Below are 24257 nucleotides of genomic sequence, written 5' to 3'. Positions count from 1 at the left end.
TACACATCGTATAACAACATATGTCGTTATGCAACACAATTGAAATAATACCCCATAAAAAAAACCACCTAAAGGCTCCCCTTCAGGTGGTTCTCTATTTTACGCTAACGCAGCCGCCTGCTCTTGTTGATCTACAGGAATTACAGCATCGCTTAATGCTTTTTCTAATTCAGCTGTGTATTTCATTTGCTCTTCTTTGCTCCAGCCTAGTTTCGCAGCCATGTAGTTGATTACTGCTTCTTTCCACTCGTATACCCAGTGGATGTTGAAGAATACAGCGCCTCTGCGGCGTACGAAGAAGTCAACTGGTTTCACTGTCATTTCGTAATCCATTGCGTATACAAGTGGGATTAGAACGTCTAGCGGCATGTTGTATTCTTTCGCTTCGTCTTTATGTTTTTTCGCTAAGTCAAACAGTACGTCAACGTTAGAGCCGTAGAATTTCGCGAATTTTTCCGCTTGTGCTGTCGTTAAACCATATTTCGTACCTTCGCCTGCTTTTTTCGCAACAAATGCCGGGAATCCGTGTGAACCACTTACATGACCACCAGAGATTGGCATATGTTTCGTATCGCTCTTCTTATATGCGCTATGGCCTTCTTTTTGTAATAGATTCGTTACGTAGTCTACTACCATTTCAGCCATTTTGCGGTATCCTGTTAATTTACCGCCCGCGATTGTAATTAAACCAGATTCAGAAGTCCAAATTTCATCTTTACGAGAAATTTCAGATGCATTCTTACCTTCTTCATAAATTAGCGGACGTACACCAGCCCAGCTTGATTCCACATCTTTTTCTGTAATTTTCACGCTTGGGAACATGTAATTAATCGCATTAATGATATATGTGCGATCTTCTGTTGTCATGTGTGGTACAGCTGCGTCTTTATCATAGAACGTATCTGTTGTACCTACGTACGTTTTTCCTTCGCGAGGAATCGCGAACACCATACGTTTATCTGGTGTATCAAAGTAAATTGCTTGCCCTAATGGGAACCGTTTTTGGTCAATTACTAAATGCACACCTTTTGATAACTGAAGTACTTTCCCTTTTTTAGAGTTATCTTTTTCACGAAGTGTATCTACCCAAGGACCAGCCGCATTTACAATTTTCTTACCGTAAACTTCATACACTTCTCCGTCTAGTAAATCGATTACACGTACACCGCATACTTTTCCATCTTTATATAAGAAACTGTCTACTTTTGCGTAGTTAACAGCTTTCGCACCATGTTCAATCGCTTCTTTCATTACTTCAATTGTAAGACGCGCATCGTCTGTACGATATTCTACGTAGTAACCGCCGCCTTTTAATCCTTCTTGTTTTACAAGAGGTTCTTTATTTAGCGTTTCTTCACGGTTAAACATCTTTCTGCGCTCGCTTCGTTTTACACCTGCTAAGAAGTCGTATACACGAAGACCAATTGATGTACTGAATGACCCGAACGTGCCGCCTGTATGGAACGGAAGTAACATCCACTCCGGTGTTGTTACATGGGGACCGTTCTCATATACGATCGCACGCTCTTTCCCCACCTCTGCTACCATTTTTACTTCAAGTTGTTTTAAATAACGTAAACCGCCGTGTACAAGTTTCGTTGAACGACTTGATGTACCTGCTGCAAAGTCCTGCATTTCAAACACAATCGTTGATAAACCGCGTGTTGCCCCATCTAATGCAATACCAGAACCAGTAATACCTCCACCAATTACGATCACATCTAACTCTTGTTTATTTACTCCATTTAATACGTCTTTACGTTGTTTACTTGAAAATTTCATGGTAATTCCTCCCTTTGATAACGAAAAAAGAGACCACAAGCTCCGCTATAGATTTCGCCTCTATAGCGTGTTGTGGTCTCTCCAAATCTCCTACCGAATTATTAACTTGTCATCATTATAACACTGTTTATGATTATTTGAAAGCTTTAGTTGCTTCAATTGCTTTTTTCCATCCAGCATATAGCTCTTCGCTTGTTTCCGCTTCCATCGTTGGTTCAAAGCGTTTGTCCATATGCCACTGTGCTTTAATTTCGTCTTGGTTTTTCCAATATCCAACCGCAAGACCTGCTAAGTATGCTGCACCTAAAGCTGTCGTTTCATTGATCACTGGACGCTCTACAGGAACGTCTAACATATCACTTTGGAACTGCATTAAGAAGTTATTCTTAACTGCCCCGCCATCAACGCGTAATGTGTTCAGTTCAATACCTGAATCTGCTTCCATTGCGCATAGTACATCTTTCGTTTGGTATGCTAAAGATTCTAGCGTTGCACGAATGAAATGCTCTTTCGTCGTACCGCGTGTTACACCAAACATAGCGCCGCGTACTTCACTATCCCAATACGGTGTACCTAGTCCTACGAATGCCGGTACTATGTATACACCTTCAGTTGATTCAACACGGCTAGCGTACACTTCGCTCTCGCTCGCATCTTTAAACATACGCAGTCCGTCACGTAACCACTGAATTGCAGAACCAGCTACGAAAATACTTCCTTCTAATGCGTAATTCACTTTACCATCTAAACCCCATGCAATTGTTGTTAATAGGCCATGCTCAGAAGCTACTGCTTTTTCGCCTGTGTTCATTAACATGAAACAACCAGTTCCGTAAGTGTTCTTCGCCATACCTTCACCGAAACAAGCTTGTCCAAATAATGCTGCTTGCTGGTCACCAGCTACACCTGCGATCGGTACATTTTGACCGAAGAAGTGATAATCAATTGTTTCTCCATATATTTCAGATGATTGACGTACTTCTGGAAGCATGCTCTTTGGTACTGTTAAAATGTCTAGAAGCTCATCATCCCACTGTAAGTCGTGAATGTTAAACATTAATGTGCGTGATGCATTTGAGTAATCTGTTATGTGCGCTTTACCGCCAGACAATTTCCATACAAGCCACGTATCAATTGTTCCGAATAATAACTCGCCGTTTTCTGCTTTTTCTCTTGCACCTTCAACGTTATCTAAAATCCATTTTACTTTCGTACCAGAGAAGTATGCATCAATTAAAAGACCTGTTTTTTCGCGAACCATCTCGCTATAACCTTTTTCTTTTAACTCATCACAAATTTCAACTGTTTGACGAGATTGCCATACGATTGCGTTATAAATTGGTTTTCCAGTCGTTTTATCCCATACAACCGCTGTTTCACGTTGGTTCGTAATACCGATACCAGCGATTTGTTCTGGCTTCACATCTGCTTCACTTAAGCAAGTTGCGATAACTGCTAAAATAGATCCCCAAATTTCTTGTGCATTATGCTCAACCCAGCCTGGCTTTGGAAAATGTTGTGTAAACTCTTTTTGAGCTGAATGAACGATTTTTCCTTCTTTATTGAAAAGAATTGCGCGTGAGCTTGTTGTTCCTTGGTCTAATGAAAGAATATATTTTTTCATATCAGTTTCCCCCTATGCTACTTTTCTACTATTTGTAGTAGCTCCACTTTTTTTACTTGTCATATAAGAGATTGTTAGTACAATCACAGTTGTAATAATCACATAAATAAGTGCTGAATTTTGTTTTCCTTCAAATACAACTTGATGGAATAATCCTGCAAGTGATCCACCTAGAATTGGACCAACTACTGGGATCCATGCATACTTCCAGTTTGAACCGCCCTTTCCTGCAATCGGAAGGAAGAAGTGTGCAATACGCGGACCTAAATCACGAGCCGGGTTGATTGCGTATCCTGTTGTTCCACCTAATGATAAACCAATACTTACAATTAAGAAACCTACGATAAATGGATTTAAACCATCTGCAAATTTATTTGCTCCAATTGCTAATATACCAAATACTAAAACGAATGTTCCAATCATTTCACTTAAAAGGTTTGTAAATGTGTTCGGAATTGCTGGACCTGTTGCAAATACACCTAACTTTGTTCCTGGATCTTCTGTTTCTTTCCAGTGTGGTAAGTAATGTAAATATACAAGAACTGCCCCGATAATTGCCCCAATCATTTGTGCTGCGATATACATAGGTACATCACTCCATGGGAACGCTCCCTTAAAAGCAAGTCCTATCGTTAAAGCCGGATTCAAATGTGCCCCACTAATTGATCCAACTGCATACGCTGCCATAGCAACCGCTAGACCCCAACCCATTGTAATTACAATCCAACCAGAATCTTTCGCAAACGATTTCTTTAAACTTACACCAGCGCAAACGCCGCCACCAAGTAAGATTAACAACGCAGTCCCTATTAATTCCCCTAAAAATGCTGACATAAAATCCCTCCACAATCAATTTAAATGCTTTCGAAAAGTGATAGAGGTAAAATGAATGGCCATTCGTTTTTTTTCAAAAGAAAAAGATCCACAGCTTACATGCTTCTATATAATATATATAGAAACAATAAAATGTGGATCTCTTCTTTTCTCCGTCACGTTTATTAACTTGTCTATAATGTTAACCCTTAATGAAAGCGGTGTCAACAGAATTTTTTCACATTTTCGTCACTTTTTTTGGTAATGTTTCCATAATTCTTTTTTCGATGTCGTAATTGCTGTCGCACCAGCATTTAACGCTCTTTCAACGTCTTCTACCGTTCGAATAAAACCACCTGCTAAAATTGGTACACCTGTACGCTCTTTCACTTCAGCGATCACACCTGTTAACGCACCAGGAAGCACCTCTATATAATCCGGCTTCGTCTTTTCTAGCAAATTACAGCTCTTTTCCATTGCGCTAGAATCAATTAAAAAGATGCGTTGAATGGAGACGACACCTTTTTGCTTCGCCTTCATAATTACGCTCGCCTTTGTCGATAATAACCCGTACGGTTTATATTCTTGGCATAAAAACTCCGTCGCATGCCCATCACTTTGTAATCCATGGATCAAATCAACATGTAAAAATACTTTTTTATTATACTGCTTCGCAAGTGACACAACACTCTTCAATTGACCGACATGAATATCTAAAATAACAATATACTCATACGAACTATGTAATAGCTTTTCCAAATCTTTAATTTGCCTCACTGCCGGCAAAATCTTTTGCTCATGAAATTCCATTCTAAACGTCCCCTTCCTATCTATCCTTTATAGTACACAATTTAAGTGGAAAGAACAGCTAGTGTGGGGAATTTCTTTCATTACCTATATATTTCCTTCAACTTATCAGAAGCCATGCCACCTACAACCATTAATAGGAGCGGTAAAAAATTCATTACATATGGTGCATCTGCGACAATTGTAATGCTTGCTCCTGCAAACTTATTTAACGCCCATACAACGATTTTTGTAATAAACAAAAATACACCCATCATAAATAGACTATCGAAAAACACCTTCCATTTTGGATACGCCAATTGCTTACTATCCTCAATTACTTTCTGCGTCAACTCTTCGTCACTCCTCAGCAATTCATCAATCGTAATACCGAACAGATCGCTTAAATGAATAATAATTTCAATGCTCGGATAGTTCTTTCCCGTCTCCCATTTCGAAACAGACTGCCTACTTACATGAATTTTTTCAGCCAAATCATTTTGCGACCAATTTCGTTTTTCTCGTTCCTCTTTTAAACGTTCACTAAAAATCATACTGTTCTTATCACCTCTCTACGTCTAGTATGGTCAAATAAATGATGAAGAGTAAAGCTAGTTATCATTGCGTAACCTGTGCAACTTGTGCGTTACACTTTAAAATGGCGCCATTTCATACTCTATGCCATGTCGATTTCATATGCTTTTCTTCTATAATAATTTCCCGAACAATAATACAAATAACGAATACTAGTAAAGACAGGACTAGACATAAGAAATACGCCATTCCTTCCTATAGTTCTCCAGAAAGAATAACGCATATATCCATGTTTACTCATCCGTTTTCGGTTTATAAGAAAAACCCGGATATTTCACAACAGGCCACTTTTCTTTACGTAAAGAATCCATCAATTGCGGGCCAACATGTACATTACTTTCCACTATTTCTTTAGGAGTCAGTGCCATCCATTGATTTAACGATACATCTTCAAAACGGTTACTTTTAAACATCTCTAAAAACCATAATGTTTCATTGCCTGTGTTTTGAATATAGTGTCCAGTCGCAAACGGTACATATCCGACATCACCAGCTCTATAATCAAATGTACGAGCTGTACCATTTCCAAGAAACACCGTCATTCTCGCTTGCCCGGTAAGATAATATTGCCACTCATCATTATTCGGGTGCCAATGAAGCTCTCTCATTCCACCAGGCTCAATTTCAACGAGCGCTGCTGCGATTGTTTTGGAAATAGGAAAATTCGTAGAATCTACAATTCGGACGCTACCACCAGGAGTCTTAATCGGATTTTGTTTTAACAGTTCATGTTTAAATGTTAAAGGAACTTCTCCTTCTGGCGACTGAACTTCCTGATTTTCAAGCGAACCCGGTACCTCCCCTTGATAAATATAAACTTGATCTGAAGGAATGGAGTGAAAAGTACTTTCCGGCACTCCGAAGTTAGCCGACAACACTTCTTTTGGCGTATGTGCAAACCAGTCAGAAATAGCTAAAGTAGATAGATCAGAAAAATGTCCATCATCGAAAACGAGCAGAAATTCACAATGTTCCAATCCTTGAATCGAATGCGGGATGCCAGGGGGAAAGTACCAAAGATCACCTGGACCAACGTCAGCAATGAAATTTCGCCCTTCTTGGTCAACGGCAGTTATGCGTGCCTTTCCTAAAAGCATATATGCCCATTCTGCTTGTTTATGCCAATGGAGTTCACGTACTCCTCCGGCCGTTAAACTCATATTTACACCAGCAATCGTAGTCGAAACCGGAAGTTCTCTAACAGTAATCTCCCGGGACCACCCACCGTGTTTTAAAATCATAGAAGTGTCTGAGAACGAAAATTTCAAGTTAGGAACTAAGCCAGCATCAGTTATAGGCGGAACGAGCATATTCGGATTTTGAATATCCCGCATAACATTACGAGGTCCAGAATCTATCGCACCAGCTCCATCGCTACGGATTGGCTGTGGTATACTCCCTCCCGCTTCATTAACAGTACGTTTTTTCATCATTACACTCCTTTTTCATCCGATTATTAAGTAAAAAGCCTCCATCATAGTGTATGAATTGGGCTTTGGATGGTTACTGTGACTATGGATACAAGGGGTTCTGCCTTAACAATCCGCTAAATCTTGATGCGATCTTAATTTAAAAGGGAGTATCCAGCAAACTAACATATAAAAAAGAAGAGAAATCCCTTTCTCTTCTTTACAAGTTTCTATTAAAGCAATACCGAATCTTTATCACTATCCTGATTCCGTTTCTCTCGTTCTTCTTCTAAGCGCTTCATATATACTTCGCCTTCTTTTTCGATAAAATCATTATCCATCTCTTGCTCTTTTTTCGAAGTATATAAAACCATGTAGCCACTCAATACGATCCCAATGATTACAAGATAAATCCACCATGGTAAAGTTTCCACTTTCGTTCATCCCTTTCCTTAGACAAGCCTTATTAGTTTCACTTTATGAGGAAAGAAGTGGATTTATGCTTAAAATTTTATTGTGGATTCTTCGCGAAGAACGCTTGTACATATTCCATAAACTCGATTGGCTCCTGGCGAAACGGTGCGTGGTATCCTTTTTCAATGATATGGAACGTACTATTTGCAAATAGCTCATGATACAGTTCACCATTTTTCCAAGAAACACTCTTATCGTGTCGTCCCCATATAATTAAAGTCGGTACCTTAATTTTATCTGCTTCCATCGCAATGCGGCGCTCTCTCATTTTCGTAAGCTGATCATAATGCTCTTTATCATCGCGACTATTTTTCACTTCATTTTTATTATAATCCGTAATCTCTGTTACAGTTTGTAAGTCTGTCGATAGTGGCGGCACTTCATAACTTTCTTTTTGCTGGAAAGACTCTATTCCTGTAGAATCCGCTAAAACGAGATGCGTTACTGCATCCGGATATAAATACGCTAAATTTAGAGACATCTCTCCGCCCATCGAATGACCAAGTACTGCGAATTGATCGTATCCGAGTTTCTTCATTAACTTATAATATAAATTCACTTGCGTGGGAAACGAATACTGAAAATCAATTGGTTTAGAAGAACGCCCAAACCCTAAAATATCAACCGCAATAATCGTATGGTCCTTTACAAGTTCCGGATAAATATCATTAAACCCATCTGAAGAACCACCGAACCCGTGAAGCATAAGTAAAGGCGGTTTCCCCTCACCAATTTGCTTAAAATAAATCGTCTGCCCATCAATCTGCGCCATACTCTCTTTCGTATTCAGCCTCATCATCACAGTATCTTTCACTTCTTCAACCTTCGCAATCGGCTTATCAACGAAGTTACATACTATTAATAAAACAAGAACAATACCGCTAATCATATAAAACTTAAACCGTTTCAAAATCCCCGTCTCCTTTCTCATGTTGCTATTTAAAGGTTTTACATTATTTGGTTGTTTTATGTTCTTTTTTAATTGTAACCACTTTAGTTACAATTATATTAAAAAAATATAACTCATTTCTATTAATGATGGTTATTTTGTAACTATTATAGTTACATATTTAAAGTAAGTCAATTCTTTTCTCTACATGCTCTAATAACAAAGAAAGAGACTTCATGTTGAAGTCCCTTTCTTTGTTATTAGAGTTGGCTTACTCCGCCGTCGCCTCTATTATCTGCGGGTGCTCCACCTGTATCTCCTATATTAATGTAGTCTGGTCTTGCTGGTGCTCCTCCCGTGTCCCCTATATTAACGTAGTCTGGTCTTGCTGGTGCTCCGCCTGTTTCTCCTATATTTAATGCTTGATTTGTAAATGAACTATTAGCTCCAATTGATAACGCACCTACTAATGCAATCCCCAACATTCCAAAGTGAATCTTTTTCATTATTTTAGCGCCCCTTTTTTTAATAATTTTTTTTGAGCTTTATGACTCATGTAAAAATAATGACTTGCTTTATCGTGATTCTCTTCTTTATAAAACCTTAAGGCTAACATTTCAGCGTATTCCTGTATACACTCCCATAGCTCTTCTTTTTCAAAATAAGAAATACCTTCTAAAACTACTTGCTCTAAGCTTAATGTAGGTGATTTGTCATTTACACTTTTCAAAATCATAAAACGATATTGAAACTCTTCCTTATTTAACTCTTTACAAATATCCAAACCTTTTTCAATCAAATCTGCCACCAATTGATATTGTCCTAATTTATAACATTCACGAGCTTCAACAAATAGCGCTTTAAAGAATTTCGGCTGTTTTTTTGTAACTTCGGATGCATGACGAACTGCAAGTTCCGATAAATCTTGACTGGCATACAAAAAGGCTAAATTATGACGCACCATTAAAATATATTTTTCATAATTTACCTTTTGGAAAATATCCATAGCAGCATTAAAGCTTTCTTCCGCGAGTTCGTAATTTTTCAAATCAATACAACACAGACCAAAAGCATTTTCACATAGCGCTATATTTATTTCGCAACCTATATGTTTTTTGAACTCCTCTTTTGCTTTTCTCAAATAATCAATTGCATTAACTTGTTGATACGTCTGATAGTAAAAATTACCCATACGATAATCAAACTCAGCATTCTCTAAAGAGTGCGAAACGTATTTCAGTAGTATATTTGCCTTTTCATAACTTTCCTTCGCATCATTATATTTAGACATTGAAGTACAATATATCCCTTTAAAAACATGATAATAATATGCTAAAAATCCTTCAGTTGGAACTTCAAAAGATTCTATTCTTTCAAAACTATTTTCTTTTATATTTAACCAATCCGTCAGCATTTTATATCTAAAATCTAATAACGTAAAATACAAAGATAATTCCTGATCCACTTCCAAACCACTAATCTTACTATCAATCTCCTCTTTCATTTCCGTTGCTTTCTCTATGTTTTGCTGCAACATTACACGATACCAATTATCTAAAGAATGTTTCATTTGCTCCTTCGTTACTACATCTGTTCCCATACCTTCGCATCCCCTTTTCTCCAAACTTACAAAATTAGGATATTTATACAATTATTCAAATTGTATATTATCACCCCTTTTCTATGTATTGAAAAATAATTGTCAGAAAATTTATAATTTAAATGAATTATACCAAATATTTCTATTTTAAAAACTTGAGAAACATTTTTCAGAAAATTTTATAGACCAAATAAAAAAGCAAGCAATTCCAGCTATCAGCTAAAACTACTTACTCTTCTACTTATTATTTCTATCTTTACTCTTTAATAAATTCCTTCGTACTTCTCACTGTATCAATCGGACGAACTAATTTTTCGATTTCTTCACGCTTTGGCTCTAAGAATGGAGGTAAAGATAATTTTTCCCCAAGTGTTTCGTATGGCTCATCTCCCATAAAACCAGGGCCATCTGTCGCAAATTCAAATAAAATTTGTGGCGCAACTCTTGCGTATAATGACTCGAAGAAGTGACGATTTACATAACCAGATGAAGGGAGTCCAACTCGACTTAGTCGCTCAATCCACTCTTCTAATACAGCGCGATCCTCTACGCGGAATGCTGCATGATGCACTGTACCAAAACCTTGTTGTGCTTCAGGAAGAACTGTATTATGTTCTACAATGACAGAGGCACCGTTTCCACCTTCACCTACTTCAAATAAGTAGAACTCTCCTTCTTGATCAATCTCTTTAAATAATAGAACTTTTTCTAGCACCTCTTTGAAATAACTAAAGTTCGCGATACGAATAAATACAGGTCCTAAGCCAGTAATTGCATATTCTAATGGAACTGGACCATTTTGCCACGGTGTACCTGATTCTATCCCGTTATCTAATTCGTCTGAGATTAATTGATAGTGTTGATCATCAAAATCAACGAACGAAAGAGTTTTCTTACCAAATTGCTCTTTAATGCCTGTATGTTCTACTTCAAGACGATCAAAACGTTTCACCCAATACGCTAATGCTGCATCAGTCGGAACGCGGAATGAAGTTTTTGAAATTTCATTTGTACCGTGTACTCCTTTTGGAACACCTGGGAAGTCAAAGAATGTCATATCTGTTCCTGCACTACCTTTATCATCTGCAAAGAATAAATGATACGTTTGAATATCATCTTGGTTTACTGTTTTTTTAACTAAACGCATTCCTAAAACGTGAGTGAAAAATTCATAGTTCTTTTCTGCACTACTTGTAATTGCTGTAACGTGGTGAATTCCTTTTAATTGGTTCATTTTATATTCCTCCAATGGTTTTAAAGTTATATTTTCTCTTCTATTATTTCTCTTCAATAGGTGCTAATTTCGCTTCAATTTCTGCTCGCTGATCTTCTAAGAACGGCGGTAAATCAAGTTTTCCTCCTAAATGTTCTACATCTCCATCAACTGTAAATCCTGGTCCATCTGTCGCAATTTCAAATAGGATTCCGTTTGATTCACGGAAGTATAAGCTTTTAAAGTAGAAACGGTCGATAATGCCTGAAGAATGGAAACCTTTTTGTATTACCTGTTCTTCCCAATAAGCTAGCTCTTCACTGTTTTTCACGCGAATCGCTAAATGGTGAATGCTACCGCGGCCTGGCTTTTCAGTAGGACCATCTAAATATTTCACAACGATTTCTCCGAAGGCTTCTCCTTTAATGGACTGGAAAATCGCTTCTTCGTCGCTTCGGCTAACTTCTGTATAACCAAATATATCTGTTAATGTATTCGCCAGTTTATCAAGTCTACGCACTGTCATTTCCACTGAACCCATTCCTTGAATTTGATGTTCAGCTGGAACTTCTGATTTCTCCCACGTTTCCCAGTGCTCCACTTTTTCTCCGTTTGAAACGAGTAGCACGAGACGAAGACCTTCCGCATCCTCAAATTGCAAAGCAGGACGATTTGCATATGTTGTCATTTCACTATGTTTCACATCAAATTTCTCAAATCGTTCTTTCCAGTAATGTAAGCTTTCCTCTGAAGGAACGAGTAATCCGATTCGCGTAATTGCATTCGTACCACGGTACGTTTTTCCTACTAAAGGCATTTCAAAAAATGATAGTTCTGTACCTGGACTTCCTGTTTTATCTCCGTAAAATAAGTGATACATGGATGGATCATCTTGGTTTACCGTCATTTTCACACGACGTAAACCAAGTACATTTTTATAAAAGTGATTATTTTCATTTGCATTTTTCGCAACCATTGAAATGTGATGATGCCCTTTAATTTCATACATTGTTTATTCCTCCATTTCGTTTTACTAGTCAAGTGATAACTAAAAAAATAACATTTCCCACAAATAATATGGTTTTTAGATTTTCAATTTATGCTCATTATGTTTTTGTAAATTCATCTTAGTTTTTACTGAATAAGTTACTTTGTTTTGTAAATCGAAAGCAAGTGAGTGTATGTTTTTCATATGACTCAATCACTTTCGTTACTATCACTTTACAACTCAAGTGATTGAAAAGCAAGTTATTTATCTCAAATTCGAGATATTTTTTTATTGCATAAAATTTTGGACTAAAAACACAAGAAATTCTTGGTTTGGAGACATTATAAAATTCATAAGTTGATGGATGTAGGATATCGCCAGCATTAAAAAACACGCTAAGAAGTATGCAAGGTTTTATACAGTTTTTCAGCTAATTCAGTAACAAACAGAAATCTTAAAATCCCCTTCAGGATAGGAATGTATAAAAAAATGTATAGATCCATAGAACGTAAAAAGGAGGTTCCCTTGTGAGAGCAGGGTTCCTCCTTGTCCTTGCTACCGATAATGTTACGTTATATTAACTGAATGCGAATACCATATACATCCAAAAATCATAACAAATCGATTCTCCGAAATGGTACAATTAGGAAAAGGGGGAAAGGATATGTACGATTACAAATTCGTGAAAGTCGAAGTTAATAACTGGAAAGGGGAACCTAAAGAAGATTATAAGCGTATTATTGCCGAACATGCTGAAGACGGTTGGAAATTTGTTCAAATCTTTGCACCATCAATCGCAGGATACGCGCAATATTTTGAGATTATCTTCGAACGAATCAAATAACCCCTTTCGAGAACGAGAGGGATTTGCTTTGAATAACATACAAAAAGAACTGAAATATTTGGGAATCTAATTGTTCTCAATTTAACTTATAAGACAAATAAGCTAATATTAATCAACTTCCAATAACGAGAATTATGTAAATAAGCTGCCCATATGGACAGCTTATTGTATTTTTTCTGAAATGCTGGCGTTACTCAACTAAAAAGTTGATATGCTCCCATTCTAGTGGCAAGATATGTTTTATTAGTTCTTCGTTACACCCATGCCTACTTCTTAACTATTTCATTTCATTTTCAATACAAAAACAGCCTCACTAAGCTCTTAACACTTAATGAGGCCATTCTATTCACAATCTTAATTATGGAAAGTTGGCTTATAGAACGAACGATTATCAAGCGCAAAGACACGTTCTGTGTATTCGCCTGGTTTTGTGCGTCCTAATGCGCGGTCCATCATGTTCATTTTTGCATCTAAGTTATCGATGTAGTGCAGAATTTCTGCTTCTTTCACTAATGGTGGTTTTGGGCTACCCCATTCTGCTTTTCCGTGATGGGAAAGGACGATGTGCTGAAGGATTAATACTTCCTCTGCATCGATTTGTAGTTCCTCTGCTGCTTTACCAATTTCGTTCACCATGATAGAAATGTGGCCTAGTAAATTTCCTTCTAACGTATACGTCGTAGAAATTGGTCCAGATAGCTCAAATACTTTACCAAGATCGTGTAAAATAACGCCCGCATATAGTAAGTCTTTATCTAACGATGGGTACAGAGCCGAGATAGCTTTCGCTAAATCTAACATCGATACAACGTGATAAGCTAGTCCAGATACGAACTCGTGATGATTTTTCGTCGCTGCTGGATATTCTAAAAATTCATTTTGATGCTTATTTAACAAATGTCTTGTTAGACGCTGTATGTTCGGGTTTCTCATTTCAAATATGTATTGCGTAATTTTCTCAACCATATCTTCTTTTTTTATTGGAGCTTTTTCTACAAAGTCTGAGATGTCTGTTACTTCATTCTCATTCGCAACACGAATTTGTTTCACACGTAATTGAATACGTCCTTTATAGTTTAGAATATCTCCAGCTACTTTAACGATTGTTTCCGCTACATATTGTTTCTCAACTTCTGGCGATACGTCCCATAGCTTTGCTTCAATATCTCCACTTGGATCTTGTAAGATTACTGTTAAAAACGGCTTGCCATTGCTTGCGAGACCTTTTGTCGCTGTTTTAATTAACAAGAAAACATCGACTTGTTCACCAACTTCATATTCTACAATTTTCTTTTTCATTCGAATTCCTCCACCAAATCAGTTACTTTTAGTATAGCATACTACAACTCATTTTCTTTACGCTTACGTGTTAATTTTATAATCTCATTTTCTGTAAAATACGTTAATAAATGCGCATGGCATGTAAAGAAGATAACTTGTCTATCTTTCGCAATTTCTTTTATAAGTTCAATCGTTCGATTCGTCCTTACCGCGTCAAAATGTACGAAGCTATCATCAATAATAAATGGATAGTCATGCTCAAACGTTTTCGCTAGCGCGAATCGCAATGATAAATATAACTGCTCCGCTGTCGCTTGGCTTAGTTCATGACTGTAAAAACGCATACCATCGTTACGTTCGACAATGAACGGTTCCGCTTCTGACGGTGAGAATATTTTACTATATCTCCCGCCTGTTAAATACACGAAATACTCTTCGGATTTTTGTAAAATACGCGGCAAATGCACTTCATGATAATATTGCTTCGTTTTCGTTAATACTGTCTTTGCGGCCGCATATGCAGCCCACTTCTTCACTTGTTCACGCACTTGCGCTTTTTTCATTTCCCACTCATGTAGTAAATCACCATACGTACTGCCTTCTTCTAAATTCGCAATTTCTATTCGATGCTTCGCAATACGCTCTGTCAGTTCTTTCTCTTGCGCCAGACAGTTTTGCGCGGCTGTAATTTCTTGCTTTAATTTTTCATCATAACCGTCAGCCTCATAATGCTCAGCTAATGACAAACTCGTTAAGCGCTGTTCTAACAAATCAATTTGAGGTAATAAACGCCCCACTTGCTTATCCGCGTCTTCACGTTTCTCTGCCAATTTTCCTGCTTCTAAAAACATCTCTTCATCTGTAGATTCTGCGATATGCCATAACCCATCTCGCTCTACTAGTAGTTGTTTTAATTGCTGCTGCATGAACTCATATTCTTCTTGCCATTCCGCCAGCTTCTCTTTCAGCTGCTTACAAGTTTGACGCTTCTCTTTTTCATTTTGCATACGACTTTGCGCCTCATGCAAATTGCTATACTCCGTGCTACCGATAACAGTTTCTAGTTTATGCTCAAAGTGCGAAATCATTTCATACAATGAAGATTTCCGCTCGCCTTGTTTATCTAGCTCACGATATAATTGCTGCATTTTTTCAATACGCTCAAACGCTGGCAATATGTGTGCATACGTATAAAATTCAGGGAACATATAGCGCGTTTTATACGCACCTACTTGTTCTCCTATTTGGAAAGTTTCTCTCTCCCATTCTTCATAAGATGAAACGACTTTATCATAAGCACGTTCCATTTGCTGCAACTTATACGACTCACGCTCAAATAGCTTACGAATCTCTTCATCTTTTTCTAACTGATAACGAACAGACATCGCTTCTTCACTTTGTCGTCCGCCAGCACTTTGCTGAAGAGTAAGAAGCTCTTCTTGTAATCCACCCGAAGGATCTTTATATAAAACGAGTGCTAAAACAATCCCTACAAACACAATCACACTAATAAATAACAGCACGCGGTTATCTATAAATAGACTCGTGAATAAAACAAGCGTGTTAATAAGAAGTAACAGAAGACAAATTCTTTGCCACTGTTTTTTCTTTTGCATAGCCGTCCCTGCTTTTTCCTCATACTTGCGCTTCATTCTCTCTGCGCCCATTCCTAAAAATGCCGCATCCTGAAATGATTTTTCTTTCTCAACTAACGTATTTTTTTCTTCATCAGCTAACATTTGCTGGCTGATTTGTCTTATATTTTCTTCTTGCTCTTCTAATTGCTCCTGAGCCGTTTTAAAACGTTCATCTAGTTGTGCTTTTTGCGATTCTAATTCACGCGCCTTTTGCACAGTTTGCATAATTAATTCTTTCGTCGCTAAACTTATATCAAACGAAAGAACAGTCTCTTGTTCAAAAGTAGCGCCAATTTGTTTCTGTAGTTCTGCGATTTCTTCTTTTATATTCGCAATACTTCCCGTCATATCACGCATTTCTTGGCGTGCATTTTCATAAGACATATGCTGCATACGAAGTTCTTCTACGTAACTTTCTTTTTGTAAAAATGCTTCATCTATTTCTGTGGAATCAATTTCTGATTGCACTGTTTCTATCTTTTTTTGAAGTGAATCTACTTGTACTTGGAGCGGTTCTATCTTTGCCTTTACCGCCTCATAGCGCGCCATTCCGTTTACAGGAAACTGCCCGTTCTCGTTTTCTAACACTTTCTCGTGCGTACTCTTTTCAATAACAAGAGGCTCAAGCGCCACTAATATTTCATAGTCTTGCTTTCGTCTTTCGGCTGACTCTTTTTCCGCACGAACAGAAGCAAGTTTCTCTTCACTTTCTTTTAACTGCTCGACTTGTTTTTCATACGTGCCAATTTTCCCTTGCCATTCTTTCATCTTTTCCTCAATTTTCTTCATCTCTTGCAGTGACACGTTAATTTCAGGATTACGACCACTCGGCTTAAAGCGCTGATTCATTTCTTTTTCTAATTTTTTATCTAACTGCAATAACGCATCACTTCCGACTGCGCTGGCCGAAAATAAATAATTGCCGATATCCGCTTCGCCGAGCTGATGAATATTTTGAAGACCATGCATATCAAATGAAAAAACAGAATCAAATAAGCTTTCATTCACACCGCTTAATATATCGTTTAAAATATCTTCGCCGCCAGTTTTCCCGCCTTCAAAATAAACGGTCACCGCGCCTACTGCCGTCTTTGGCAATCGTTCAATTTTCAAACGGCCGTACTTCTCTGTTTGAACAGTCATCGCTCCGCCGTACTTCCCGCCTTCTTTCGGCTCATAACGGCGCTGTCCTCTCGTCGGAAAACCGAATAAAATACTTTTCATAAACGAGCGAATTGTCGATTTCCCCGCTTCATTTTCACCGTACAGTACCGTCAGCATTGACAGATCCATTTCCACATTTTCTAGTTTTCCATAGCCATAAATATGGAGTTTTTCAATTCTCATTTTTTATCCCTCTCTTGCTGGAATAATTGCTCTAAAATAATATTTTCCGCTTCCTTTTGAATCTCTTTCTTCTCTTCTTCCGTAAAAGCTTCAATGCTATTACGCGCTACAGGAGATGTCCAAATGGTGCGCAACACTCCGTCCATATTTGTGAAAGCTTCTAACTCTTTCAGCACACTACCGACGAAATGATTTTCTTCTTTCAAACGTTCAATTTCCGCAAAAGAAACCGTCTCGTTTTTCCACTTCATCGCATATACAAAGTCTTTTCGCTCTTCTCCCGCTGCTAAAATATGAAAAATCTCTTCCACGCGCTTGTCTTCACGCAAATAAGGAGCAAGTGGTCCCTGTCCTGTAAATATGACAGTTAAAAGCGTACCTTCCTCTTCTCTTCTGCATTCATTCATCGCACTTGACGCGCTCGTCATAAGATCATCAACAGTTTCAAGTCCATCAATATTCACTTCTATCTCATCCCACACAACATCCGCCGTATGGAAAAATGAACACTGCGATCCTTGTTTCGTGAGTTCAATAAGGTACGCACCCTTCTCGCCCGTCTCCTTACGATGACGCCCTTGTATATTACCTGGATAAATAATGCATGGCTCTTCTGATAAAATTTCACGTTTATGTATATGGCCAAGAGCCCAATAATCAAACTGCTTTTCCTTCAGCTCACGAATTTGAAACGGTGCATAGCGATTATGCTCTGCATCCCCTTCCACACTTCCGTGAAGCATTCCAATATGAAAAGGCGCATCACTCATTTTCGTATACTGCGCTGTCATATTATCCGTTACCGCTTGCTGCAAATAACTAAACCCGTAAATAGAAGCTACAAGCTCACCATTTTTATAAAATGACTTCTCTTCCACATAAGGCTCCGTAAACACGTGAACATTTTCCGGAAACTCAATCGCTGCCCAGCTTCCCCCTAAATGATCGTGGTTACCATGAATAATAAAAACGGGAATATCGTACTGCGAAAGTCTCTTCATTTGCTCACGCACAAACACTTGCGCCCTCAAACTTCTCGTCTCCGCATCATACAAATCCCCGGCTAGTAATACGAAATCAACGCGCTCTTGAATCGCTTTATCAACAATACGCTCGAACGATTCAAACGTACTCTGCTTCATTCTCTCCCAAACAGACTGTGGTACATTCATCTCCATCCCTTTAAACGGACTATCCAAATGCAAATCAGCCGCATGTATAAACTTCACTTGTTTCACAAATAACGATCCTTTCTATAGTTCAAAAGTTTCATCTTATCCGCATGAACACAAACAATAAATGCTCAATTGGCGAAAACTAGTAATAAGCAGGAAATAAAAAATCCCCCACTGATTAAAGTTTCACTTTACCCCGTATTAACGGGCAGTAGGCAAAGAAGCCAATCTGAAAGTAAACTGCCCATAAATACCCGATTGGTGAAGGCTAATAACTAGTGGGGATGAAAAGACTCCCCACTAGTTAAAGTTTCACTTTATTGTAACACGCAATGTCATATATTTCTTTGCATATTCTAGTGATTTATGCCAAAATAGTTATAAGATTCTGATTTTTATTATTGGAGGGAATTTTCATGGGAGTATACGTTCTAACAGTCTTTGAAAAAGATGGTTCAAAAGCATTAGACGAATCATTCGAGGCAGCAACTGAAAAAGAAGCGAAAGCAAAAGGTGAATCTATTTTACAAGAAAAAGGATTGTATGAAAAAACACATCGCTGCACATCTTCTGCAGGTAAGCTCGTTTTATTCCAGCGCTAAAAAAAAGAAGCGTCATCCGCTTCTTTTTCACTCTACTATATCTTCGTCACACCACGTAAACACCACATCTAGAATGCGATTACCGATACGTACGCGTTTATTCCATTTACCTGTTTGGATCTGATGTTGCAATTCCGCTTTCATCTTTTCCGTCCAGTCGTGAATCGTGTCACTACGGTCGTACGGATATACGCCCGGAAACTCTTCCTGCAGAAGATGCAAGCTCTCTGCATCAAAATGAAAATGGAAGAAGTAGTTTGCTGTAAGCGATGGTTCTTGCAATCGTAAAAAATGATCATCAACTTGCTTTCTATTTCTATAGAAAGTAAAGATATTCACTTTACCGCTCGTAATTTGGTCAATTTGAATTTCGTGCTTCTCTATAATCACGTCTTGCCCACCTCGTTATATACTACCCTTAGTATATATGTCTTTTGCAACAAAGTTAACCATTTTCGCGCGAAATTCATTTCCTTCATTATATTACCCGTACCTCCAAGTACAATCAGGACAAATAAACAAAGTTGAAGGGGAGCGATCACATGTATTTCGGAAGCAAAGGTTGGTATGTAAAAGAACTTAAAAAATTAGGGATTCGTACTTACGAAGGTAAAAAACTAGAATCTTATCGTACACATATTTTATCTAGTTTACTTGAGAGAATGAAGAAAGCTTCGGCTTAATAGATGTAGGAAGCGACTACGGTTGCTTCCTTTTTATTTACTAAATAAAAAGGAAATCATCATCCCTTAACTTTACCGTTATACTTCCTTGATAGAAACCGCCCATTATCAACTGAATTTCTAGTACCAAATACTCTTCCAGATAATCATTTGTATATATTTTAAATTCTCCATACTTATTAACTCGTCCGCTTCCAACATACATATCACTACTTGTTATGACAATTGTTGAATGGGATTCTGCACGGCCCAATATACGATTATTACTATAGTCCAAAGCATCCACATTTATTTTTTGATGAATATTATTAACTGAATCTCTACATTTATTTTCACACAAATTAACATTGCTTTCTTCAGCCCTCGATAGCGCTCGATTCCTACTAGTCTTTTCTGAAGAGAAAGCAACATTCCCCAGCCAACTAAACCTATCAAATGTAGTAATAGGTAGAAACATCTACGTTAACTCCCCCATTCTTCCAATACTTCCATCTCATTTTTTATCAACTACGGTCTTTTAATGAACTTACAGCAATACGTTTTATGTTGGGGTAAAAGAAAATAGCTTTGGTTTTCCATTCAATTTCGCACTGTTAATTTGTACAGAACACATAGAATACTGTTTTTCACCCCAGATGTAATGACAACACCACATAAAAGAAACCACGATCCATTAAATGTAAATCCACCTTCAAATATATTAATAATAATTATGTTGCCAATTATTAAGAGAATCCATGAAATGGAATACTGTTTTCCATTTGTAATATATAAAATTTCATCCTCATAACAGACTGTAATTCCCCCACCTTGCCAAACACCAATAGCGAAAGAAATAAGCGTAACTGCCAGTAACTCTGCTTGTAAATCCCTAGTCATTTGTTGCGGCGCCGTATAAGTAATAATCCCTATCATCATGAGAAAAGTTATAATATCTATCCAGTTTAATTTTCTTTGTTTGCTTTGCAGCCAAATAAAGAAAATTAATACAGAAATTAAAAGCAAAGTTTCCATTTAATTATTCTTCTTCCTTTCCTACATTAGAAACGTCTATAATTGTAATGCAATTAAATTGTTCTTAAATCTCTCATACTTTCTGAAGCATAACATGAGAAAGAAATAAAAAAATCGTACAAAAGGGCAAGCCTATAATGTACGATTGGGCATATATAATGTTTTAAAAATGAATTAACTTCCTTTCAATAGATACAGCTACTGCTTCTGACCGTGAATTAACACCTAATTTATTGTATATATTTGTTAAATATGCTTTTACCGTTCGCTCAGCTATTCCCATATCAAATGCAATTTCTTTATTCTTATATCCGCGCGCAATAGCTTTCAGCACAAACAATTCTTTAACCGTTAAGTTATTTTCTGCAACCTTATCAGCATGTACTTCTTTCCTTTTATACTTCACTATCTTTTCCATAATATTTGGTTGTAGTAAAATCTCACCTCGAATAGCCGCTTCCAATGTTCGAAACAAATTCTCTCGATCCGTATCTTTTAGCAAATATCCTTTTGCCCCTAACTCAATTCCCTTTAACATTAATTCATCTTCGTTATAAGTAGTTAATATAATAATCGGCGTATGGTTTTGTTTTTCATTCAAAGCCTCAATTGTTTCTAAACCACTCATTTTAGGCATATTCAAATCCATTAAAATGACATCAGGTTTCTTCTTTTCTATGAAAGAAAGGGCTTCTTCTCCGTTTGCAGCCTCACCTATAATTTGAAATGAATCACTCGTTTCTATTATTAATTTCAGACCTTCTCTTACAACGAAATGATCATCTACAATTAATACGTTATGTTTCATGGCTATCTCCTTCTTTATTTATAGGCACTTGAATATACACTTTCGTACCTTTCATCTTTTCACTCAATATATGTATTTCTCCCTTAATCAATCGAACACGCTCATTTAGACCAATTAAACCATAATGTCCAGGATTCTTACCGATATATCTAGTGTCAAAACCAATTCCATTATCTTCAACTTCAATAGTAAGTTTTTCAAGATCATCGATATATTCAACATTTAAATTTACATCTGCTGCCTGCGAATGTTTTGCGATATTCGTTAAACATTCACTAATTACATATAAGCAGTGCTCTTTTACTACGCTTGAAATATACGGTGGACTTTGGATAGTAAATCTCACATGTATAGACGTAGCTTCAGAAAAACGTTGAATCTCTTCTTTTACTGCTCCATTAAATGAATTAGTAGTATGACGCAAATCATCAATAACCGACCTTGCATCATGTAAAGTTTGTCTCGCTCTTATCATAGTTTGTTTCATAATCTCTTGAGATCGTCCTGTATTCCCTTTTTGCATATGGGCATCTATCGCTTCCAATTGCATAATTAAGCTTGCTAAACCTTGCGCTAACGTATCATGTAAATCTCTTGCCATACGCTGCCTTTCATTAGCTAATGTCAATTCTTCCACTCTCATATATGCAGACTCTAACTCTTGAATATAGCTCTGTATACGATTACGTGCATCAAATTGCTGCTTATTAATATAAGAAAAAGGAATAATAATTGCTAACACTAAAAGAAACATAGAGATAAGAATAGCTAATTTATTCACACCATAATTGATACTAATTGCAGCACAAAATATTGCATACATAAGAGTAAAAACTGCCATTACTTTAAATATATTGTTATAAACATATAAACTTTGGGCGATTAAAATAGGAGTTAATCCAACAAAAATCGCTATCGAAGCATTTGTTGCAATAAACGCAGCCAAAAACACAATGAAAAGTTGTACAAAAAAGAAGTACAACAATTGCCTATTTTTTAATGAACTCGCATACCAATGAAAAATAGTATGAATAACAATGACTATTGTAAAGAAAAAACTATCCATAGAGAAAATATTATTACGAAATTCTAAAAGCATTGAAGCTATATATACGAGTGTAACCCATAAAATAATAAACCTTCTTGGAATAAATACCACTTCCAATACATTTGTATCCAAATCTATATTTAAACTTATTTTTTTCATATCTGACCTCCACTATTACATTATACAAGATGCAACTTACATTTTGATAAAGTGAAGGCTTTTACATACAGCCCGACTCCCACAAATAGCGGGATAAGTCACTTATTCCTCTTCATCCTCATTACCAAATACAAATATGAAATATTGTATATCGAAATGCATTGATGTTTATGTAAGATTATTATTCAGCAATCCATACAATGCTACATAATTAATGTATATTTTAAAAGTTTGCACAATCAAAATCTCCTCAAAGTATAAACGCCGACTTTCTGTTCCCTTTTATTTAGTGCTAATGAAATAATCATTTAAACCAAAAATGCTATAATTAACCCAATCAAACTAAGGGGGAACATTTATCTTGCACGGAAAACACATTCAATTTCATGAGTTTGGCAATCCAAAAGATGTGTTACAGGTTGAATATAAAAATATAGAACCATTAAAAGATAATGAAGTTTTAGTTCGTATGTTAGTTAGACCGATTAATCCATCTGACTTAATTCCCGTAACAGGAGCGTATGCACATAGAATCCCTTTACCTAACATTCCTGGTTATGAAGGTGTTGGTATTGTAGAAGATGTTGGCGCGGGCGTTACTAGAGACCTTATCGGTAAACGGGTTTTACCGTTACGCGGAGAAGGTACTTGGCAAGAATATGTGAAGACGTCAGCTGACTTTGTAGTGCCTATTCCTGATTCCATCGATGATTTTACAGCGGCGCAAATGTATATTAATCCCCTTACGGCGTGGGTCACATGCACAGAAACGCTAAACTTAAAACAGAATGACGTTTTATTAGTAAATGCTTGTGGATCCGCTATTGGTCATCTTTTTGCTCAGTTATCACAAATTTTAAACTTCCGATTAATTGCAGTTACGAGAAATAGTAAACATACAGAGGAATTACTTCAGCTTGGTGCCGAATATGTAATAGATACTTCCACTGCCCCGCTTTATGAAACAGTTATGGAGTTAACAAACGGGCTTGGTGCAGATGCTGCGATTGATTCTATCGGGGGACCGGATGGAAATGAATTAGCTTTCTCCTTACGTCCAAATGGGTGCTTTTTAACTATCGGCCTTCTATCAGGTATACAAGTAAACTGGTCAGAGATTATCACGAAAGCAAAAGTGCACGCGAATATATTTCATTTACGACATTGGAGTAATGAAGTGTCACCATATAAATGGCAAGAAACGTTTCATCACTTAATTCGTTTAGTGGAAAATAAGCAATTATATTTTATGACGGTACATTCTACGTATGACTTAGCGGATGTGAAAAGTGCGGTTGATGTCGTACAGTCTGCTGAGAAAACGAAAGGGAAAGTGTTTTTGACGAGTTATTAAATGCAATTGAAGGATCTATTTTGATTGATTTTTTCAAAATAGATTTTTTATGTCTTATAAACCCGATTTTAGTATCCCGCTTCAACTACCTAAAAAATAACATTGTCAACAGAACTTAAATTGGTTATCATAA

General features: G+C 37.0%; 24 protein-coding genes. 4 read left to right on the top strand and 20 right to left on the bottom strand.

All coding sequences use genetic code 11. From position 1 onward, the window contains the following. Positions 1-99: 99 nt before the first annotated feature. The 12 genes from glpD to DN408_RS03395 all read right to left on the bottom strand — a co-directional run bounded on the left by glpD (position 100) and on the right by DN408_RS03395 (position 12193). Complete coding sequence (gene glpD / locus DN408_RS03450; RefSeq protein WP_002125759.1) at positions 100-1782, bottom strand: aerobic glycerol-3-phosphate dehydrogenase; 1683 nt, start codon at positions 1780-1782, stop codon at positions 100-102. Between the two features lie 133 nt (positions 1783-1915). Continuing rightward, positions 1916-3406, bottom strand: a complete 1491-nt coding sequence (glpK, locus tag DN408_RS03445) for a glycerol kinase GlpK (RefSeq protein ID WP_078178145.1) — start codon at positions 3404-3406, stop codon at positions 1916-1918. A gap of 12 nt (positions 3407-3418) precedes the next feature. Beyond that, the gene (gene glpF, locus DN408_RS03440; protein ID WP_002125755.1) at positions 3419-4240 is read right to left on the bottom strand and encodes a glycerol uptake facilitator protein GlpF; all 822 of its coding nucleotides are present in this window, start codon (positions 4238-4240) and stop codon (positions 3419-3421) included. Between the two features lie 228 nt (positions 4241-4468). After that, positions 4469-5029, bottom strand: coding sequence for a glycerol uptake operon antiterminator GlpP (gene glpP / locus DN408_RS03435; RefSeq protein WP_078178146.1), 561 nt, complete (start codon positions 5027-5029; stop codon positions 4469-4471). A gap of 80 nt (positions 5030-5109) precedes the next feature. Then, complete coding sequence (locus tag DN408_RS03430; protein WP_078178147.1) at positions 5110-5559, bottom strand: helix-turn-helix domain-containing protein; 450 nt, start codon at positions 5557-5559, stop codon at positions 5110-5112. A gap of 273 nt (positions 5560-5832) precedes the next feature. After that, positions 5833-7029, bottom strand: coding sequence for an oxalate decarboxylase family bicupin (locus DN408_RS03425; RefSeq protein ID WP_050001273.1), 1197 nt, complete (start codon positions 7027-7029; stop codon positions 5833-5835). 212 nt (positions 7030-7241) lie between these two features. Then, complete coding sequence (locus DN408_RS03420) at positions 7242-7442, bottom strand: sporulation YhaL family protein (protein ID WP_002087191.1); 201 nt, start codon at positions 7440-7442, stop codon at positions 7242-7244. A gap of 77 nt (positions 7443-7519) precedes the next feature. Beyond that, positions 7520-8392: an alpha/beta fold hydrolase gene (locus tag DN408_RS03415; protein WP_002186501.1), complete on the bottom strand. Its 873-nt coding sequence runs from the start codon at positions 8390-8392 to the stop codon at positions 7520-7522. Positions 8393-8631: 239 nt separating this feature from the next. After that, positions 8632-8877: a Phr family secreted Rap phosphatase inhibitor gene (locus DN408_RS03410; protein ID WP_063226412.1), complete on the bottom strand. Its 246-nt coding sequence runs from the start codon at positions 8875-8877 to the stop codon at positions 8632-8634. Further along, positions 8877-9971, bottom strand: a complete 1095-nt coding sequence (locus DN408_RS03405; RefSeq protein WP_078178149.1) for a response regulator aspartate phosphatase — start codon at positions 9969-9971, stop codon at positions 8877-8879. Before DN408_RS03405 ends, DN408_RS03410 begins: the two co-directional genes overlap by 1 nt. A 256-nt stretch (positions 9972-10227) precedes the next feature. Then, the gene (locus tag DN408_RS03400; protein WP_002186504.1) at positions 10228-11205 is read right to left on the bottom strand and encodes a ring-cleaving dioxygenase; all 978 of its coding nucleotides are present in this window, start codon (positions 11203-11205) and stop codon (positions 10228-10230) included. A 43-nt stretch (positions 11206-11248) separates the two neighbouring features. After that, complete coding sequence (locus tag DN408_RS03395) at positions 11249-12193, bottom strand: ring-cleaving dioxygenase (RefSeq protein WP_078178150.1); 945 nt, start codon at positions 12191-12193, stop codon at positions 11249-11251. Positions 12194-12836: 643 nt separating this feature from the next. Between DN408_RS03395 and DN408_RS03390 the strand changes: the two genes are divergently transcribed. After that, the gene (locus tag DN408_RS03390) at positions 12837-13016 is read left to right on the top strand and encodes a DUF4177 domain-containing protein (protein ID WP_000272495.1); all 180 of its coding nucleotides are present in this window, start codon (positions 12837-12839) and stop codon (positions 13014-13016) included. A 354-nt stretch (positions 13017-13370) separates the two neighbouring features. Here DN408_RS03390 and yhaM read toward each other — a convergent pair whose 3' ends face one another. Genes yhaM through DN408_RS03375 form a run of 3 tightly spaced genes read right to left on the bottom strand, consistent with a single transcriptional unit; the run spans position 13371 to position 18519 of the window. After that, entirely contained in the window at positions 13371-14315 is a 945-nt protein-coding gene (gene yhaM / locus DN408_RS03385) for a 3'-5' exoribonuclease YhaM (RefSeq protein WP_002030183.1), read from the bottom strand. A 41-nt stretch (positions 14316-14356) separates the two neighbouring features. After that, positions 14357-17281: an ATP-binding protein gene (locus DN408_RS03380; RefSeq protein WP_147739958.1), complete on the bottom strand. Its 2925-nt coding sequence runs from the start codon at positions 17279-17281 to the stop codon at positions 14357-14359. After that, on the bottom strand, positions 17278-18519 hold the full coding sequence (locus DN408_RS03375; RefSeq protein WP_016094616.1) for a metallophosphoesterase family protein: 1242 nt from the start codon (positions 18517-18519) through the stop codon (positions 17278-17280). Before DN408_RS03375 ends, DN408_RS03380 begins: the two co-directional genes overlap by 4 nt. A gap of 353 nt (positions 18520-18872) precedes the next feature. Here DN408_RS03375 and DN408_RS03370 point away from each other — a divergent pair, with 353 nt between their 5' ends. After that, positions 18873-19058: a YhzD family protein gene (locus DN408_RS03370; protein WP_000539551.1), complete on the top strand. Its 186-nt coding sequence runs from the start codon at positions 18873-18875 to the stop codon at positions 19056-19058. A gap of 27 nt (positions 19059-19085) precedes the next feature. On the opposite strand, the gene DN408_RS03365 is transcribed toward DN408_RS03370, so the two are convergent. Beyond that, the gene (locus tag DN408_RS03365; protein ID WP_002064091.1) at positions 19086-19448 is read right to left on the bottom strand and encodes a hypothetical protein; all 363 of its coding nucleotides are present in this window, start codon (positions 19446-19448) and stop codon (positions 19086-19088) included. Positions 19449-19600: 152 nt separating this feature from the next. Here DN408_RS03365 and DN408_RS03360 point away from each other — a divergent pair, with 152 nt between their 5' ends. Beyond that, positions 19601-19741, top strand: a complete 141-nt coding sequence (locus tag DN408_RS03360; RefSeq protein ID WP_000273535.1) for a YflJ family protein — start codon at positions 19601-19603, stop codon at positions 19739-19741. 40 nt (positions 19742-19781) lie between these two features. Here the strand turns inward: DN408_RS03360 and DN408_RS03355 are convergent, their stop codons facing one another. The 4 genes from DN408_RS03355 to DN408_RS03340 form a co-directional block, all read right to left on the bottom strand. After that, positions 19782-20198 (bottom strand): hypothetical protein, encoded by a 417-nt coding sequence (locus DN408_RS03355; protein ID WP_147739957.1) that lies wholly within the window; start codon positions 20196-20198, stop codon positions 19782-19784. Between the two features lie 122 nt (positions 20199-20320). After that, entirely contained in the window at positions 20321-20755 is a 435-nt protein-coding gene (locus DN408_RS03350; protein WP_147739956.1) for a hypothetical protein, read from the bottom strand. Positions 20756-20918: 163 nt separating this feature from the next. Then, on the bottom strand, positions 20919-21563 hold the full coding sequence (locus DN408_RS03345; RefSeq protein ID WP_002087211.1) for a response regulator: 645 nt from the start codon (positions 21561-21563) through the stop codon (positions 20919-20921). Next, a complete protein-coding gene (locus tag DN408_RS03340) occupies positions 21553-22770 on the bottom strand; it encodes a sensor histidine kinase (RefSeq protein ID WP_147739955.1) in 1218 nt (405 codons plus the stop codon). The genes DN408_RS03345 and DN408_RS03340 overlap by 11 nt, the downstream gene beginning before the upstream one ends. Before the next feature lie 361 nt (positions 22771-23131). Between DN408_RS03340 and DN408_RS03335 the strand changes: the two genes are divergently transcribed. Beyond that, positions 23132-24124 (top strand): zinc-dependent alcohol dehydrogenase family protein, encoded by a 993-nt coding sequence (locus tag DN408_RS03335; RefSeq protein WP_078178463.1) that lies wholly within the window; start codon positions 23132-23134, stop codon positions 24122-24124. Positions 24125-24257 lie beyond the last annotated feature (133 nt).

This window comes from Bacillus sp. AR13-1 (assembly GCF_008042285.1).
GTDB classification, from domain to species: domain Bacteria; phylum Bacillota; class Bacilli; order Bacillales; family Bacillaceae_G; genus Bacillus_A; species Bacillus_A mycoides.
The sequence above is the reverse complement of the archived record's forward strand: the minus strand, read 5'-3'. Positions and strand labels throughout refer to the sequence as shown.